Origin of the sequence: Mycobacterium bourgelatii (assembly GCF_010723575.1) — a bacterium.
GTDB lineage: Bacteria > Actinomycetota > Actinomycetes > Mycobacteriales > Mycobacteriaceae > Mycobacterium > Mycobacterium bourgelatii.
In genome coordinates, this window is the sequence record NZ_BLKZ01000001.1 from 3,651,076 (window position 1) to 3,667,147 (window position 16,072).

The window sequence follows — 16,072 nt, forward strand, 5'->3', positions numbered from 1 at the left end:
TTGGTCGGCGGACCGTCTTCCGGCTCGGTCACTGCAATACTCCCGGCCGTCCCGGGGCGCTGCGGTTGACGCGCTCCCGCAGCGCCCGCACGATCTCCGGCCCCAGCATGGTCACGTCGCCGGCGCCCATGGTCACGATGACGTCACCCGGGCCCGCGGCGGCGGCCACCTCCTCGGCCACGGCCGAGAAGTTCGCGATATAGCGCACCGGCGCCGTGACGTGCTCGGCCACGCTTGCCCCGCTGATACCGGCCAGCGGTTGTTCGCGGGCACCGTATACATCGAGGACGAACACCTCGTCCGCAGCGCTCAGCGCCGCGCCGAACTCCGCCGCGAAAGCCTTTGTCCGCGAATATAAGTGGGGCTGAAACACGACCAGCGAACGGCCGCTCTCCTCTTGCTGCAGCACGGTGCGCACGGCCGCCAGCGTGGCGCTGATCTCGGTCGGGTGATGGGCGTAGTCGTCGAAAACCCGAACCGAGTCCGCACCGATCGCCACCGATCCCACCAACTCGAAGCGCCGACGTACCCCTTCGAACCCGGCCAGGCCATCAAGCACGTCCTCGACCGGGGCCCCGATCTCCAGCGCCGCCAGCAGGGCGCCCAGCGCATTGAGCGCCATGTGTCGACCGGGCACCGACAGCCGCATCACCCGCGGATGGGACGTCGGCTCCAGCTCGGGCGCCAGTTGAATCTGCGCGACCGCTTCGGTGCCCTGCTGTTCCCACGACACCAACCTGCCGGCCAGGACGTCGCCGTCGTGGGCCGGTGCAGATCCATAGCGCAGCACCCGGATGCCCAGTTCCTCGGTGCGCTGCGCCAACGCCGCCGCACCCGGGTCGTCGGTGCACACCACCAAAGCCCCGCCCGGAGCAAGCCGCTCGACGAACGAGTCGAACACCCCGACATAGGCTTCGGTGCTGCCGTAGAAGTCCAGGTGATCGGACTCGATGTTGGTCACGACCACCACGTTCGGCGTGTATTCCAGCAGCGATCCGTCGCTTTCGTCGGCCTCGGCGACAAAACAGTCGCCACTGCCGTGGTGGGCGTTGGTCCCGGCCTCCCCCAGCTCACCGCCGACCGCGAACGACGGGTCCCGCCCGCAGTGCTGCAAGGCGACGATCAGCATGGACGTCGTGGTCGTCTTGCCGTGCGTCCCGGTGACCATCAGCGCGGTGCGCCCGGCCATCAGCTTGGCCAGCACCACCGGGCGCAGCACCACCGGAATGCCGCGGCGCCTGGCCTCGACAAGTTCGGGGTTGGTTTTGGGAATGGCGGCGTGGGTGGTGATGACGGCCGTCGCGCCGCCCGGCAGCAGATCCAGCGACGAGGCGTCATGCCCGATCCGAATCTTGGCGCCGCGCGCCAGCAGCGCGTGAATGCCGCGCGACTCCTTGGCGTCCGAACCCGACACCAACCCGCCGCGGTCGAGCAGGATGCGGGCGATGCCCGACATTCCGGCTCCCCCGATGCCGACCATGTGCACCCGCTGCAGCTCGGGCGGCAACGACTCGGCGGTCATCCTCGTCCCCTGGTGGTGCTTGCCGCGGCCCGCGACCGTCGAGCGATCTCCAGCGCCGCCTGGGCTACTTGCCGTGCCGCATCACGATGTCCCATCTGGGCCGCTGCCGCGGTCATGGCCGCCAGCCTCGGCGGATCGGTGAGCAGCCGGGACACCTCGCCAGCCACCAGGGCGGGCGTCAGGTCGGCGTCCGCGACCAGCATTCCGCCGCCGGCGTTGACCACGGGTAGCGCGTTGAGCCGCTGCTCGCCGTTGCCGATGGGCAGCGGCACATAGATCGCCGGCAGGCCGACGGCCGATACCTCGGCGACCGTCATCGCCCCGGAGCGGCAGATCACCAGGTCCGCGGCGGCGTACGCCAGGTCCATCCGGTCGAGATACGGCACCGCGACATATGGCGGATCGCCGGGTTCGGGGGTGCGCAGCTCCAGGACGTTCTTGGGGCCGTGGGCGTGCAGCACGGAAACGCCCGCCGCGGCCAAGTCGGCGGCCGCGCCCGACACCGCCCGGTTGAGCGAGACGGCTCCTTGCGAACCGCCGAACACCAGCAGCACCCGGGCGTCGTCGGCGAAGCCGAAGTGGGCTCGCGCCTCGGCGCGCAGCGCGGCACGGTCCAGGGTCGTGATCGCCGCCCGGATCGGGATGCCGACGACCTCGGCGCGCCGCAAACCGGAATCGGGAACGGCGGAAAGTATCCGATCGGCGGTGCGCGCACCGACCCGATTGGCCAGCCCGGCCCTGGCGTTGGCCTCGTGGATCAACACCGGAATGCGACGGCGCCGTCGACGCTCGACGCCGGGGCGGTTCCGTCCGGGTAGGCCCCGGACGCCGCGAGCGGCCAGGTAGGCCGGCAGTGCCACGTACCCGCCGAAACCTATGACGACGTCGGCATCGACGCTGTCGAGCACCGCCCGCGTCTCCCGCACGGCACGCCACACCCGCGGTGGCAGCCGGGCCAGGTCGCCGCTGGGTTTGCGCGGCAGCGGCACCGGAGTGATCAGCTCGAGGTGGTAGCCACGTTCGGGCACCAGCCGCGTCTCCAGCCCGCGGGCGGTGCCGAGCGCGGTGATCCTGATTTCGGGGTCGAGCGCGGTGAGCGCGTCGGCAACCGCCATCGCCGGCTCGACGTGTCCCGCCGTGCCGCCACCGGCAAGCACGACCGACAAGGCACCGGCGGGCCGGGGGCTTACCCCCTGCCCGCCGGCCGGCTGCCTGACCGAGTCATTCACCCGTAACGCTGACCTTCCAAAGTTCGAGCGCGTCGCGTTGGACGCTGGCCGGCGTTTCGCTGGCCAGATCCATGATGCCTTCCCTGTGCACGGGCATTATCGCCAGACCGGCGGGTGGGGCGATCGGCCGTGCGCGGCGTAGCCCGGCGGCGCGGCGGGTCGGCAGGTCGGGGCGGTTTGCGGGGTGCCGGCGCTTTGGCGTTGTGCGGGTGCGAACGCTTGCGGTCGCGGAACGCCTCCAGCCGCGACGGCTCGTACGGCTCGGGCAGCGGCAGGCGCAGCAGGCGGTTCACCCTGTCGTCGCCTCCGGCCCGCAGCGCGGCCACGGCCTCCGGTTCGTGACGAGCCGCGTTGGCGATGATGCCGATCAGCGTCAGGGTGGTGGCGGTGGAGGTTCCACCCGCGGAGATCAGCGGCAACTGCAGCCCGGTGACCGGCAGCAGCCCGATCACGTAGCCGATGTTGATGAACGCCTGACCCAGCACCCACAGCGTGGTGGTCGCCGTCAGCAGGCGCAGGAACGGGTCGGCGGAGCGACGCGCGATGCGCATTCCCGTGTAGGCGAACAGCCCGAACAGCCCCAGCAGTCCGAGCGCGCCGACGAGGCCCAACTCCTCGCCGATGATCGCGAAGATGAAGTCGTTGTGGGCGTTGGGCAGGTAGTTCCATTTCGCCACGCCCTGGCCCAGGCCGTCGCCGAAGATGCCACCGTGCGCCAGGGCGTACTTGGCCTGGCGGGCCTGGTAGCCGGAGTCCATGGGGTCGTCTTCCGGGTTGAGCCAGGACCGCACCCGGTCCGAACGGTACCCGGCGGACACCGCCAGGATCCCGGCGGAGACGACGACCGCTCCCAACGAGGTGAGGAAGACGCGCAGCGGCAGACCGGCGTACCACAGCAGACCCAACAGGATGATGCCCATCGACACGGTCTGGCCCAGGTCAGGCTGGGCCACGATGAGCGCGAGGGCAACGACGGCCGCCGGCACCAGCGGAATCAGCATCTCGCGCAGCGACGCACGCTCCATACGCCGGGCGGCCAGCAGGTGGGCACCCCAGATGGCGAACGCCATCTTGGTCAGCTCGGAAGGCTGCATCGAGAAGCCCGCGACCACGAACCAACCCCGAGACCCGTTGGCCTCTTTGCCGATTCCCGGGACCAGCACCAATACCAGCAACACGATGGTGATGGCGAAGCCGGTGAAGGCGATGCGGCGCATGAACCGCACCGACATCCGTAACCCGACGTAGCAGCCGATCAGTCCGACGATCGTCCACAGCACCTGCTTGCCGAAGATGATCCACGCCGAACCGTCGTCGTCGTAGGACCGCACGCCCGATGCCGACAGCACCATGATCAGGCCCAGCGTGGTGAGCAGCGCGGCGACGGCGATGATCAGATGAAAAGAGGTCATCGGCCGGCCGAGCCAGGCACCGAAGCGGGTGCGCGGCCCCTCGGCCTTGACCTTGACCACCTTCTCCGTGGCCGTCTTCTCTGGGGCCGCCTTCTCCTTGGTGACCTTCTCCGAAGTCTCCGGAGCCCCGTCCTCCTGAAGCTCCGACGGCTCCGGCGCCGTCGCTTCGCCCTCGCCTGCGGCGGCTTCGGGATCCTTGGGGTCGGTCTTGCCCTTGTTCCGGCGCAACAGCCGGCTCATTGCGTTACCCACGGCCACCTACTGGGTCGCCGCGCGTACGGCCGCCGCGAAGGCGTCGCCGCGATCGGCGTAACCGGCAAATTGGTCGAACGACGCCCCGGCCGGCGCCAGCAGCACGGTGTCCCCGGGCCTCGCCATCTCCCGGGCGGCGGCCACGACGGCGGTCATCACGCGGGTGCCGATGGCCACTCCGTCACTATCATCTTGCGTCACATGAGTAACAGAAGCACCAGGAGTCGCATGCATCTCAACATCCTCGCCTGTCACAACGTGGACAACGGGGACATCGGGCGCGTGTCGCGATAACGCCTCAGCAACTGCCAGCCGATCTTGGCCGATCAGGACCGCCCCGACCAGGTGTGACGCGATCCTGGCGACCTCGATATCCAGGGATGCGCCCTTGAGCAGGCCGCCCGCCACCCACACCACGCGCGGGTAGGCCAGGACCGACGCCTCCGCGGCGTGCGGGTTGGTGGCCTTGCTGTCGTCGACGTAGGTGATGCCGTCGACGACCGCCACGACCTCGGACCGGTGGCGACCCACCTGAAACGACGCGATGGCGTCCCTGATCGCCTCGCCCGGCACCCCGACCGAACGGGCCAGCGCCGCCGCTGCCAGCGCGTCCAGCACTCCGACCGGGCCCGGCACCGGTATCGACGCCACCGGCAGCAAGGCCAAATCGTCGGCAAAGGCGCGGTCGACCAGCTCGCCGTCGCGCACCCCCAGCTCCCCGGCCCCCGGAACCCCGAGCCGGAAGCCGGCTCGCACTGGCGCGGGGGCCGAGTCCCGCAGCGCGGCCGCGCGGACGTCATCTAGGCCGACCACCGCCACCCGCCCGGTCAGGACCCGGGCCTTGGCCTCGGTGTATTCGGCCATGGAGGCGTGCCAGTCCAGGTGGTCTTCGGCGATGTTGAGCACGACGCCGGCCTCCGGCTGCAGCGACGGCGCCCAGTACAGCTGAAAGCTCGACAGTTCGACGGCCAGGAATTCGGCGGGCTCCGGCAGCACATCGAGCACCGGGTCGCCGATGTTGCCGCACAGCAGGCTGCGTAGGCCGCCGGCGGTCAACATGGCGTGCAGCATCGACGTCGTGGTGGTCTTGCCGTTGGTGCCCGTCACGACCAGCCAACGGCGCGGCGGGCCGTAGCAGCCGGCCTGGTCCAACCGCCAGGCCAGCTCCACATCGCCCCAGATCGGGATGCCGGCCGCCGCAGCGGCGGCCAGCACCGGCGCATCGGGTCGGAAACCGGGGCTGGTGACGACCAGGGCGTACTCGGTGATCCGCTGGATTGCCTCGGCGGGGTTCACGGTCGCCACCCCGCGCTCGGCATACGGGCGCAGCATGTTCGGATCGTCGTCGCACACCGTCGGCGTCGCGCCGAAGCGGGTCAGTGCCGCCTCGACCGCCCGGCCGGTTACCCGGCCCCCGGCCACCAGGACCGGCGCGCCGGCCGAAAGGGGGTCGAGCACGTCAGGAACCAATCGGGCTCGAGGACAACCATTCGCCGTAGAACAGGGCGACGCCCAGACCGCAGGTGATCGCGGTGAGCAGCCAGAACCGGATGATCACCGTCGTCTCGGCCCAGCCGACCAACTCGAAATGGTGATGGAAGGGCGCCATGCGGAACACCCGCCTCCCGGTGGTTCGGAAGGCCAGAATCTGCAGCACCACCGAGGTGATCTCGGCGACGAACAGCGAACCGAGCACCACCGCGAGGATCTCGGTCCGGCTGGTGACGGACAATCCCGCGATGATGCCGCCCAGCGCCAACGACCCCGTGTCGCCCATGAAGATCTTGGCGGGTGCGGCATTCCACCACAGAAAGCCGATGCAGGCCCCGGCGGTGGCGGCCGCGACGAGTGCGAGGTCCAGCGGGTCGCGCACGTTGTAGCAGCCAAGTCCGGGCGCCGTGACGCACGCGTTGCGGAACTGCCAGAACGTGATCAGCACGTAGGCGGCCGTGACCATGGCCATGCAGCCGGCTGCCAGCCCGTCCAGCCCGTCGGTGAAGTTGACGGCGTTGGACCAGGCACTGACGACTATCACGCAGAACAGCACGAACAGTCCCGGCGCCAGGGTGACGGTGGCGATCTCGCGCACATAGGACAGGTCCGGGCTGCCCGGGGTCAGGCCCGCCTCGTTGCGGAATTGCAGCACCAGCACCGCGAACAGCACGGCGGAGACGATCTGCCCGACGGTCTTGGCCGTCTTGTTCAAACCGAGGTTGCGCGACCTGCGGATCTTGATCAGGTCGTCGATGAAACCGACCCCGCCCAGGCAGGTGGCCAACCCCAGCACCAGCAGCCCCGAGGCGGTGATGCCCTCGCCGTCAAACGCCAGCCCGGCCAGGTGGGTGCAGAGGTAGCCGGCCCACATGCCAGCCAAGATGGCGACGCCGCCCATCGAGGGAGTTCCGCGCTTGTTGTGGTGCGTGGGCGGCCCGTCTTCGCGGATCTGGTGGCCGAACCCCTGCTTGGTGAAGAGCCGGATCAAAGCCGGGGTCAGCAAGATGGAAACGGTCAGCGCGACGGCGACTGCGATGAGGATCTGTCTCATGGGTGCGCCGCACCTCCGCTTTCGGGGGTCTCTGTGGGCGGCTCTTTGGGGGGCTGCTGGGAGCCGTCCGCGACCAGCGCGTCCGCCAGCGCGCCCAGCCCGGCCGCGTTGGACGCCTTCACCAGGACCACGTCGCCGGGCCGCAGCTCTTCCCGCAACAAGGCGAGAGCGGCGTCCGCGTCCGCCACGTTGATCGCCCCCCTGTCACCCCCAGCTCCCCAGGAGCCCTCCATGACCGCTGCGTGGTGCATGGCGCTCATCGACCTCCCGGTTCCCACGACAACGAGTCGAGACACATCTAAGCGCACGGCCAACCGACCGATGCGATCGTGCTCGGTTATCGCGTCCTCACCCAACTCGGCCATCTCCCCGAGGACCGCCCAGCTGCGGCGCGGCGGGTCCGCCTGGCCGTGCGCGATCCAGGCCAACGCCTGTAGCCCGGCTCGCATCGAGTCGGGGTTGGCGTTGTAGGCATCGTCGATCACCGTCACGCCGTCCGGGCGGGTGGTGACATGCATGCGGTGCCGCGACACCGGCCCGGCCCCGGCCAACGCGGCCGCCACCTGCTCGATGTCGGCGCCGCACTCCATAGCGACGGCGCCGGCGCACAGCGCGTTGGTCACCTGGTGATCGCCGTACACGCCGAGCCGGACCTGAGCTTGGGCGTGGCCGGATGCCGAGCCGCGATGCATGGTGAACTGCGGCCTGGCCAGCGCGTCCAGCGTCACCGGTCCGGCCCAGACATCGTCGGGGCCCGATCCGGGATTGCGGGTGACGCGAACGACGCGGGCCTTGGTGACGTCGGCCATGGCCGCCACCGCGGGGTCGTCGGCGTTGAGAATCACCACCCCGGATTGCGGAACCGATTGCGGCAGTTCGGATTTTGTTTTAGCGATGATTTCTCTTGAGCCGAACTCGCCCAAGTGCGCGGTGCCGACGTTGAGGACGACGCCGATCGACGGCGTGGCGATGTCGGCCAGTGCGGCGATATTGCCGGGGTGGCGGGCCGACATTTCCAGGATCAGGTAGTCGGTGTCGCGGGTTGCGCGCAAGACCGTCCACGGGTGACCGAGTTCGTTGTTGAACGACCCGGGCGGGGCCACCACCTCACCCAACGGGGCGAGCACGGCGGCGACGAGATCCTTGGTCGACGTCTTGCCCGAGGACCCGGTGATGCCGATGAGGGTCAGCCCGCCGGCCACCAGTTCGGCGGCCACCGCCTTGGCCAGCTTGCCCAGCGCCGCCAGGACGGCCGCTCCCGATCCGTCCGTGTCGTGTTCGAGGACGCCAGCGACCTTCCCATCGACCGTCCGCGGTTCTTGACGGGCGGGGGCCACCACTATCGCGGGCACCCCGACCGGGCGCGCGGCCAGTACGGCGACGGCCCCGGCCGCGACCGCGGCGGGCGCATGGTCGTGGCCGTCGGACCGCGCACCGGGTAGCGCCAGGAACAATCCGCCCGGCCCGACGGCCCGCGAGTCGAATTCCACCGTCCCGGTAATGCGTTGGCGCGCAGCTTCTTCCGGTGTGATGTCGGCGAGTTCGCCACCGACGATCTCGGCGATCTGCGCCACGGTGAGCTCGATCATACGCGGGCCTCGAGTGCGCGGGCGAGCTCCAACCGGTCGTCGAACGGGCGGATTTCGCCGCCGCCGCTCTGGCCGGTCTCGTGCCCCTTGCCCGCGATGACCACGACGTCGCCGGGTCCCGCCCAACCGACCGCATGCTCGATCGCGGCGCGCCGGTCGCCGATCTCTACCACTTCCGCCGCGCCGTCCACTTCCGTTGCCCCGGCGATGATTTCGCGCCGGATCGCCGCGGGATCCTCGCTGCGCGGGTTGTCGTCGGTGACGACAACCAGATCGGCCAGTTCCGCCGCGACAGCGCCCATGGCCGCACGTTTCCCGGGGTCGCGATCGCCGCCGGCACCGAAGACCACGGCCAGCCGGCGCTGCGGGTCACGCAACGTGGTGAGCACGGCCCGCAAGGCGCCCGGCTTGTGCGCGTAGTCGACCAGGGCAAGAAAATCCTGACCGCGGTCGACGCGTTCCAGGCGACCCGGGACCCGAATCTCCCGCAGCCCCGCCGCAGCCTGCTCCGGCGAGACCCCGACGACGTCGAGAATCGCCAGGGCGAGAAGGCAATTCGCGATGTTGTAGCGACCGGGCAGGCCAATGCCGACCCGGTGCTGGACGCCCGCGCGGTCGACGGCGGTGAATTCCTGACCGCCCGCGCCCAGCGGCGCCACCTCCGTGGCGTGCCAGTGTGCGGACGGGTCCGAGACACTGACGGTGATCGCGTCCGGCGCCAGATCGACCATGGCACGTCCCGCCTCGTCGTCGACGCAGACCACGGCAACGTCGGCCCGCAGCGGTGACTCCCGGTCGAACAACAGCGCTTTGGCGTCGAAGTAGTCGGCCATGGTGGGGTGGAAATCGAGGTGATCGCGCGACAAGTTGGTGAACCCGCCGACGGCGAATCGAGTGCCGTTCACCCGCCCCAGGGTCAGCGCGTGGCTGGACACCTCCATCACCACGGTGTCCACCCCGCGTTCGGCCATCGCCGCGAGCATCGACTGCAGGACGGGGGCCTCCGGTGTGGTGAGCGCGCTGTCGATGTCGGTGCCGTCGACCCGAACGCCGATCGTGCCGATCAATCCGGCCACCCGGCCGGCAGCGCGTAACCCGGCCTCGACCAGGTACGTCGTGGTGGTCTTGCCAGAGGTGCCGGTGATCCCGACGACCCGCACCCGGTCCGAGGGCCGACCGTAGACCGCGGCGGCCACCGCGCCCAGCACGCTGCGGGGTGCAGGATGAAGCAGTACCGGCACGGTGTCCGCGAGCTTCCCTATCTCCTTCAACCCGTCGGCGTCGGTGAGCACCGCCACGGCACCACGATCGACCGCCTGCTGCGTATACCGGGCGCCGTGCGTCGCCGATCCGGGCAGCGCGGCAAACAGGTCACCGGCCTCGACCCCCTGGGCGCGCAGCGTCACACCTGTGACCGGCACGTCCGGAACCGGGCCTGGCCGCGCGGCCAGCACCGCACGGACTTCGGCCGCCAGCGCGGACAGTGGCGCGCCGGCGACGCCGGAGGGGCGCAGGTCAACGGATTCCGACGCCACTTCGGTCACCTCCGTCCTGCCTCCGTCGCCGCATCCCAGTCATGATGGGCCATGACACCCTATCCAGACGCACCCGGCCGCGACGTGTCCCGCACGCGCCTCGCCTATTGGGGCCTGTTGAGGCGTCTATCGAGCCCCGGCCGAGCGGTGTCGATGGGGTGGATCTACATCGCCTGCAAGGTGAGCGGCGGACCCGGATCGGGCGACAGCGGCACGTTCTCGCGCTGCATCAGCCAGCCCGCGATGTTGTGGAACAGCGGGGCGGCCGAGTGGCCCGGGGTGCCGTCCGCGTTGCGATGTGGGTTGTCCATCATGATGCCGATGACGTAGCGAGGGTTGTCGACGGTGGCCATGCCGGCGAAGGTGATCCAGTAGACGTCGTCGTAGTAGCACCCGCAGCCGGGGTTGATCTGCTGCGCGGTGCCCGTCTTGCCGGCCATCTGGTAGCCCGGCACCGACGCCGCGGGACCGGTGCCCTGCTGGTAGCCCATCGGGTCTTGCTGGACGACGGCGCGCAGCATCTGGCGGACGGTCTGCGCAGTCTGCGCGGAGACCACCCGGATGCCCTCGGGCCGAGGCTCTTCGGTCCGGGTGCCGTCGGCTCCGACGGTGGCCTTGATGATCCGCGGGGGGATCCGCACCCCGTCGTTGGCGATCGCCTGGTACATGGCGGTCATCTGCAGCAAGGTCATCGAAAGGCCTTGGCCGATAGGCAAGTTCGAGAATGTACTGCCCGACCACTGGTCGATCGGCGGCACCAGCCCCGCACTCTCGCCGGGCAGGCCAACGCCGGTGCGCTGCCCCAACCCGAATCTGCGGACCATGTCGTAGAAGCGTTCCGGGCCAACGCGCTGCGCCAGCATCAGCGTGCCCACGTTGGACGACTTCCCGAAGACGCCGGTGGTCGTGTACGGCATCACGCCGTGCTCCCACGCGTCGTGGATGGGAACACCGCCCATGTGGATGCTGCCGGGCACCTGAAGCACCTCGTCGGGGTTGCTCAGCCCGTACTCGATCACCGAGGCGGCGGTGACGATCTTGTTCACCGAACCCGGCTCGAACGGCGACGAGACCGGCAGGTTACCCAGCTGCCGGTCCCCTTGCCGACCGATGTCCTGCGACGGGTCGAAGGTGTTGTCGTTGGCCATGGCCAGCACTTCGCCGGTCTTGGCGTCGAGCACGACCGCCGATACGTTGTGGGCCCCCGACACGTTCTTGGCCTGCTGGACCTGCTGCTGCACATAGAACTGGATGTCGTTGTCCAACGTGAGCTGGACGGTCGAGCCGTGCACCGCACGGTGTCGGTTGCGGTAACTGCCGGGGATCACGACGCCGTCGGACCCGCGGTCGTAGGTCACCGATCCGTCGGTGCCGGCCAGCACGGCGTCCATGGAGTCCTCAAGACCCAGCAGGCCGTGGCCGTCCCAGTCGATGCCGCCCACGATGTTGGCCGCCAGCGACCCGCCCGGATACTGGCGCAGATCCTGACGCTCGGAACCGACCTCGGGGAATTTCGTGGTGATCGCGGTGGCGATGGCGGGGTCGACGGCGCGGGCCAGATAGACGAACGTCTCATCGCTTTTCAGCTTCTTCAGAACGGTCGCCTCGTCGGGCTTGTTGTTAAGCCTGTTCGCGATCTCGTGCGCGATGTCTTTGAGCCGCTGCTGCGGTTCCGGTGCGCGCTGCGACTTCTGCCTGGCTTCCTCGAGCTGCTGGCGGACCCGCTTGGGCTGAAAGGTCAGCGCACGAGCTTCGATGGTGAACGCGAGGCGGTCGTTGTGCCGGTCGACGATCGCACCGCGGACCGCGCGTTCGATGTCGGTGACTTTGAGCTGGCCGGCCGCCTGGGCGCGCAGCTCTGCCGCGTTGGACACCTGCAGGAAGAACAGCTGGGTGGCGGCCACCAACAGCAGGATGAAGATGACGGCATTTCCTGCCCGGTGCCGGAAGACGAATGATGCGCCGCGAGACGCTACCTCCAGCGCGGGACGGGTGCGCCGCTCTCGTGCCGAGTGGCCCAGCCCGGCCGACTCGGTCGGCATGGCCGGACGAGACTTCTTGGCGTCCTTGGCTTTCTGGGCCTTCTTGGCCTTTCGGGTCGGCTTGGGTTCCTGAACTGCCTTGGGCCCCTTGCCGGGACGATCCTTCTTACCGGAGCGCTTGGGCTGCCGGGCGTCGACCGGTTCCTGCGGTTGGCGAGGGCCACGCGCCGGGCGCCGGGCCGGGCGCGACCGCCGGGGGTCGTCGCGACTCACCGCGGGATCCCCAGCACCGGTGTCGGGGCGGTGGCACTCGGGGCTGCCGGTCCGCCGGCGGCCGGTGGTTGAGGTGCGCCGGCCGGCTGCGGCGGGACGGGCGCAGGCGCCGCGGGAGCCGGGGGCACCGGGGCCGCCGGGGGCGGCGCGGCCGGGCGTAGTGCCCTCAGTTCGAACGGCGCGTCGGGCGGCAACGGAGCGGGAACCTGTGCGGGAACCGGAGCGGGAGCCTGGCCCGGCGCCGGCGGCACTTGGCCGGGCAGCGCGGGCACACCGCCCTCCGGTACTGGCACCTGAGCGGGCAACGGCGCCTGGCCTTCCGGCACCGGCACCTGACCGGGCACCGGCACTTGGCCGGGCAACGGCGGCTGGCCGGGGACCAAGGGCAACTGGCCCGGAACCGGGGTGGCACCCAATGTCGAGGCGCCGTCCGGTGCGCGCATGAGGAACTGCGGCCCGGTCCTGGGCGGCGCGGGCGAATCACCGGGAGCGGGCGTCACGCGGACCGAAACCTCCGGCGGCACCGCCGACGGGTTCGGGGGCGGCGGACCCTCCTCCGGGATGGGTGTGTTCAGCGGCGGCGGCGGGACGCCGTCGGCGGGCTTCGGCGTGCCCACCACCACCCAGTTGCCGTCCGGCCCCTGGACCAGGTGGGCGGTGTCCTGGGTGGGGATCATGCCCTGCCGGCGGGCCGCCTCCGCCAACGCGGGCGCGGATTCCGCCTCCCGCACATCACGTTCCAGCGCTTCCTTCTGCTGCTGCAGCATCCGGGTGCGCTCGCGGGCGTGGCTCAGCTGATAGGAACGCTCGGCGGCGTCGGTGGACAGCCACAACGTCAGACCCAACCCGACGGCGAGCGAACCGATGACCAGCACCACAAACGGGACCTTGTTCAGCCACGCGCTCGGCCGCCAGTCGATCGATGCCAGCCGGATCGCCAGCCGCTCGGTCAGTTTCGGGCGAACTACCTTCGGCGCCTTGGCTTTCCGAGCCTTTGCCCGCGCCTTGGCCTGACTGGCGTTCTTGGGCCGCGCGGGGCGATCGACGGGCCGCGTGATCGGGCTGGTTTGTGGCCCCGACTTCGGCGACCGCGCCTCGCGGGTGGGGGTCGCACTCCTGGCCGGGCGGGTGCGCCGCGACGGCGAGTCGACCGCCGAGCCCGAACCCGTCCGCCGGCTCGCTCGGGCGGTTCCTGCGCGTCCGCCGCGACGATCGTTGCCGCGGAGTTCGGGCGCCTCGCGTTTCGCCTTCATCGCTCTCCCGTCCCAACTCGTTGCAAGGCCCGCAGGCGCACCGGTGCGCTGCGTGGGTTGCTTTCCACCTCGGTCGCGTCTGCGCGTTCCGCTCCGTGCGTCAGCGACCGGAAGCGCGGCTCGTGGCCGGGAAGTTCGACCGGGAGTTCCGGCGGTGTTCTCGAGCTGACCGCGTCGGCGAACGCCCGCTTGACGATGCGGTCTTCCAACGACTGGTATGCCAGCACGACGATGCGCCCACCGACGGCGAGCGCATCCAGGGCCGCCGGGATCGCGTCCCGCAGCGAGCCGAGTTCGTCGTTCACCGCGATGCGCAACGCCTGGAACGTCCGCTTCGCCGGGTGCCCGCCGGTACGTCGGGCCGGGGCCGGAATCGCTTCGTAGAGCAGGGCAACCAGGTCGGCCGTCGAGGTGAACGGGGTGCGGGCGCGGCGGCGCACGATGTGTTCGGCGATGCGGCGGGCGAACCGCTCCTCGCCGTAGCGCTGCAAGATGTCGGCCAACGCCCGGGCGTCATAGGTGTTGACGATCTCGGCCGCCGTCAGTGGCGACGACGGATCCATCCGCATGTCCAGCGGCGCGTCCTTGGCGTACGCGAAGCCCCGCTCGGCCTGATCGAGCTGCATCGACGAGACCCCGAGGTCGAACAGCACCCCGTCCACGGATTCGATTGGCTCACAACCAGATTCGTGCAATGCGGAGGCCAGCCCGTCATACCGGGTGTGGACCAGTGTCACCCGATCGCCGAACCGGGCGAGCCGACCACGGGCGATCTCCAGTGCGCTGGGGTCGCGGTCGAGCCCGATCAACCGCAAACCGGGGAAGGTGGCCAGGAACCGCTCGGAGTGCCCACCGGCACCGAGGGTGGCATCGACGAGCACGGCTCCGGAACCGTCCGGATGGTGACGGGTCAGCGCCGGGGTGAGCAACTCGACGCAGCGTTCCAGCAGGACCGGTACGTGCCCGAAATCCGTTGGTGCGGAGCGGGGATCGGAATCTGGATCAGTCATCCTGACACCTCCCCTGCTCCGGCAGTATCGGCCTACCCGCAGTGCCGCCCGTGCACCGAGGCCTCCGTCCGAGGTTGCGAACCTGGCGTTGGGGAAGTACGCCAGGGTCGGTTCGGACAGAGACCACGGTGCACGGGCATGCACCTCAGAAGATGTCGTTGAGTGCTTCATCGCTGGCCGCGGAGAAGTTCTCTTCATGGAGTTGCTGGTAGTTCTGCCAGGCCTGCGCATCCCAGATCTCGAGGTAGTCGACCGCGCCGATCACCACGCAATCCTTGGAAAGCCCGGCGTAGCGACGGTGGTCCGCCGACAACGTGATCCGGCCCTGACTGTCGGGATGCTGCTCGTCGGTACCGGCGGCGAGGTTGCGCAGGAACGCCCTCGCCTCCGGATTGCTGCGCGGGGCCTTGCTTGCCCGCCGTGCCAGTTGCTCGAATTCCGCCCGCGGGTAGACGGCGAGGCTGTGGTCCTGGCTCTTGGTGACCATCAACCCCCCTGCCAAAGCGTCGCGGAATTTAGCCGGCAATGTCAGCCGGCCCTTGTCGTCGAGTTTGGGCGTGTAAGTGCCGAGAAACACTGCGGCACCTCCAAGTTGGCTCTCACCCAAACGCTTCGGCCACCATACCCCACAACCCCCCACTTTTCCCCACACATTTCCCCTTCTTGGAGTGTCGGCCCCCCTATTCCCCACCGATTCGTTATTCAGCTAGGTTCGACGGCGGTATCGCAGCGAGGCGGCTCATCGCGACGACGTCGGAAAATCGCATTTCAGGACGTTGTCAGGGATGCGGGGGTCGAAGTGGGGGCCAGTGGGGCACGGCTCGAGCACAACTTCGGCACAAGTCCGCATCAGCGGCTTGTCGCGACCCCGACGACGGCACTACGGGCGCGTCGCCTCAACCGCCATAAAAAAACGGGGCAGCCGTAGCTGCCCCGTGAGGGTTGGACCCGTCGGGTTAGTCGTCGAACCGCCGACGGAACCGGTCCTCCATCCGACTGGTGAAGGAACCGCCCGAGCCTTTGCTGCGGCGCTGCCGTCCAGGCCCACCGGCCGGCCCGCGGTCCGGCAGTGCGGACAACCGCGGACCGCTGATGGCGTACACGACGCCGCCGAACATCACGACGAAACCGAAGACGCTGAGGACCGGGAAGCTTCCAATCATCGTGGCCTTAATGGCCACGCCGGCGACCAGCATGCCCAAGCCGATGACGAATAGCGCGACCCCTTGCAGGCGCCGACGCGCGGTCGGGGCTCGGAAGCCGCCACCACGGACACTCGAGGCGAATTTGGGGTCCTCGGCATAGAGAGCGCTCTCGATTTGATCGAGCATGCGCTGCTCGTGATCGGAGAGTGGCATTCGTCCCTCCTTGCCGACAGACTGTGGCGTCACCTAACCACTACACAACGGATGCCCATTTTCCGGGGCAACTAACTCAGATGATACGAGGTCAATCTACGCCGTACCACTG

Annotated in this window: 12 protein-coding genes; all 12 read right to left on the reverse strand. The window is 69.6% G+C overall.

Going from position 1 to position 16,072, the window contains the following annotated elements; translation table 11 throughout:
• Nucleotides 1–28: 28 nt before the first annotated feature.
• The 12 genes from murC to G6N68_RS15900 all read right to left on the reverse strand — a co-directional run bounded on the left by murC (nucleotide 29) and on the right by G6N68_RS15900 (nucleotide 15,960).
• Entirely contained in the window at nucleotides 29–1,522 is a 1,494-nt protein-coding gene (gene murC / locus G6N68_RS15845; protein ID WP_163714015.1) for a UDP-N-acetylmuramate--L-alanine ligase, read from the reverse strand.
• Nucleotides 1,519–2,751, reverse strand: a complete 1,233-nt coding sequence (gene murG / locus G6N68_RS15850) for an undecaprenyldiphospho-muramoylpentapeptide beta-N-acetylglucosaminyltransferase (RefSeq protein ID WP_163714018.1) — start codon at nucleotides 2,749–2,751, stop codon at nucleotides 1,519–1,521. Before murG ends, murC begins: the two co-directional genes overlap by 4 nt.
• A complete protein-coding gene (gene ftsW / locus G6N68_RS15855; protein ID WP_163714021.1) occupies nucleotides 2,748–4,415 on the reverse strand; it encodes a putative lipid II flippase FtsW in 1,668 nt (555 codons plus the stop codon). Before ftsW ends, murG begins: the two co-directional genes overlap by 4 nt.
• A gap of 6 nt (nucleotides 4,416–4,421) precedes the next feature.
• Nucleotides 4,422–5,873, reverse strand: a complete 1,452-nt coding sequence (murD, locus tag G6N68_RS15860; protein ID WP_163714022.1) for a UDP-N-acetylmuramoyl-L-alanine--D-glutamate ligase — start codon at nucleotides 5,871–5,873, stop codon at nucleotides 4,422–4,424.
• Nucleotide 5,874: 1 nt separating this feature from the next.
• On the reverse strand, nucleotides 5,875–6,960 hold the full coding sequence (mraY, locus tag G6N68_RS15865) for a phospho-N-acetylmuramoyl-pentapeptide-transferase (protein WP_163714025.1): 1,086 nt from the start codon (nucleotides 6,958–6,960) through the stop codon (nucleotides 5,875–5,877).
• Nucleotides 6,957–8,549, reverse strand: a complete 1,593-nt coding sequence (locus tag G6N68_RS15870) for a UDP-N-acetylmuramoyl-tripeptide--D-alanyl-D-alanine ligase (RefSeq protein ID WP_163714028.1) — start codon at nucleotides 8,547–8,549, stop codon at nucleotides 6,957–6,959. Before G6N68_RS15870 ends, mraY begins: the two co-directional genes overlap by 4 nt.
• Nucleotides 8,546–10,093, reverse strand: a complete 1,548-nt coding sequence (locus G6N68_RS15875) for a UDP-N-acetylmuramoyl-L-alanyl-D-glutamate--2,6-diaminopimelate ligase (RefSeq protein WP_163714031.1) — start codon at nucleotides 10,091–10,093, stop codon at nucleotides 8,546–8,548. The genes G6N68_RS15870 and G6N68_RS15875 overlap by 4 nt, the downstream gene beginning before the upstream one ends.
• Before the next feature lie 155 nt (nucleotides 10,094–10,248).
• Entirely contained in the window at nucleotides 10,249–12,339 is a 2,091-nt protein-coding gene (locus G6N68_RS15880) for a peptidoglycan D,D-transpeptidase FtsI family protein (protein ID WP_163714035.1), read from the reverse strand.
• Nucleotides 12,336–13,592 carry a cell division protein FtsL gene (gene ftsL, locus G6N68_RS15885; protein WP_163714039.1) on the reverse strand — a complete coding sequence of 419 codons (1,257 nt, stop codon included), beginning with the start codon at nucleotides 13,590–13,592 and terminating at the stop codon, nucleotides 12,336–12,338. The genes G6N68_RS15880 and ftsL overlap by 4 nt, the downstream gene beginning before the upstream one ends.
• A complete protein-coding gene (rsmH, locus tag G6N68_RS15890) occupies nucleotides 13,589–14,746 on the reverse strand; it encodes a 16S rRNA (cytosine(1402)-N(4))-methyltransferase RsmH (RefSeq protein ID WP_163714041.1) in 1,158 nt (385 codons plus the stop codon). Before rsmH ends, ftsL begins: the two co-directional genes overlap by 4 nt.
• A 1-nt stretch (nucleotide 14,747) precedes the next feature.
• The gene (mraZ, locus tag G6N68_RS15895) at nucleotides 14,748–15,179 is read right to left on the reverse strand and encodes a division/cell wall cluster transcriptional repressor MraZ (protein WP_163714042.1); all 432 of its coding nucleotides are present in this window, start codon (nucleotides 15,177–15,179) and stop codon (nucleotides 14,748–14,750) included.
• 379 nt (nucleotides 15,180–15,558) lie between these two features.
• The gene (locus tag G6N68_RS15900) at nucleotides 15,559–15,960 is read right to left on the reverse strand and encodes an SCO2097 family morphological protein (RefSeq protein ID WP_163714044.1); all 402 of its coding nucleotides are present in this window, start codon (nucleotides 15,958–15,960) and stop codon (nucleotides 15,559–15,561) included.
• Nucleotides 15,961–16,072 lie beyond the last annotated feature (112 nt).

What these genes read in the sequence shown, in the direction of transcription:
- ftsL (WP_163714039.1), bottom strand. Translation starts at nt 13,592, where the DNA reads ATGAAGGCGAAACGCGAGGCGCCCGAACTCCGCGGCAACGATCGTCGC.
- G6N68_RS15870 (WP_163714028.1), bottom strand. Translation starts at nt 8,549, where the DNA reads ATGATCGAGCTCACCGTGGCGCAGATCGCCGAGATCGTCGGTGGCGAA.
- mraY (WP_163714025.1), bottom strand. Translation starts at nt 6,960, where the DNA reads ATGAGACAGATCCTCATCGCAGTCGCCGTCGCGCTGACCGTTTCCATC.
- murC (WP_163714015.1), bottom strand. Translation starts at nt 1,522, where the DNA reads ATGACCGCCGAGTCGTTGCCGCCCGAGCTGCAGCGGGTGCACATGGTC.
- G6N68_RS15900 (WP_163714044.1), bottom strand. Translation starts at nt 15,960, where the DNA reads ATGCCACTCTCCGATCACGAGCAGCGCATGCTCGATCAAATCGAGAGC.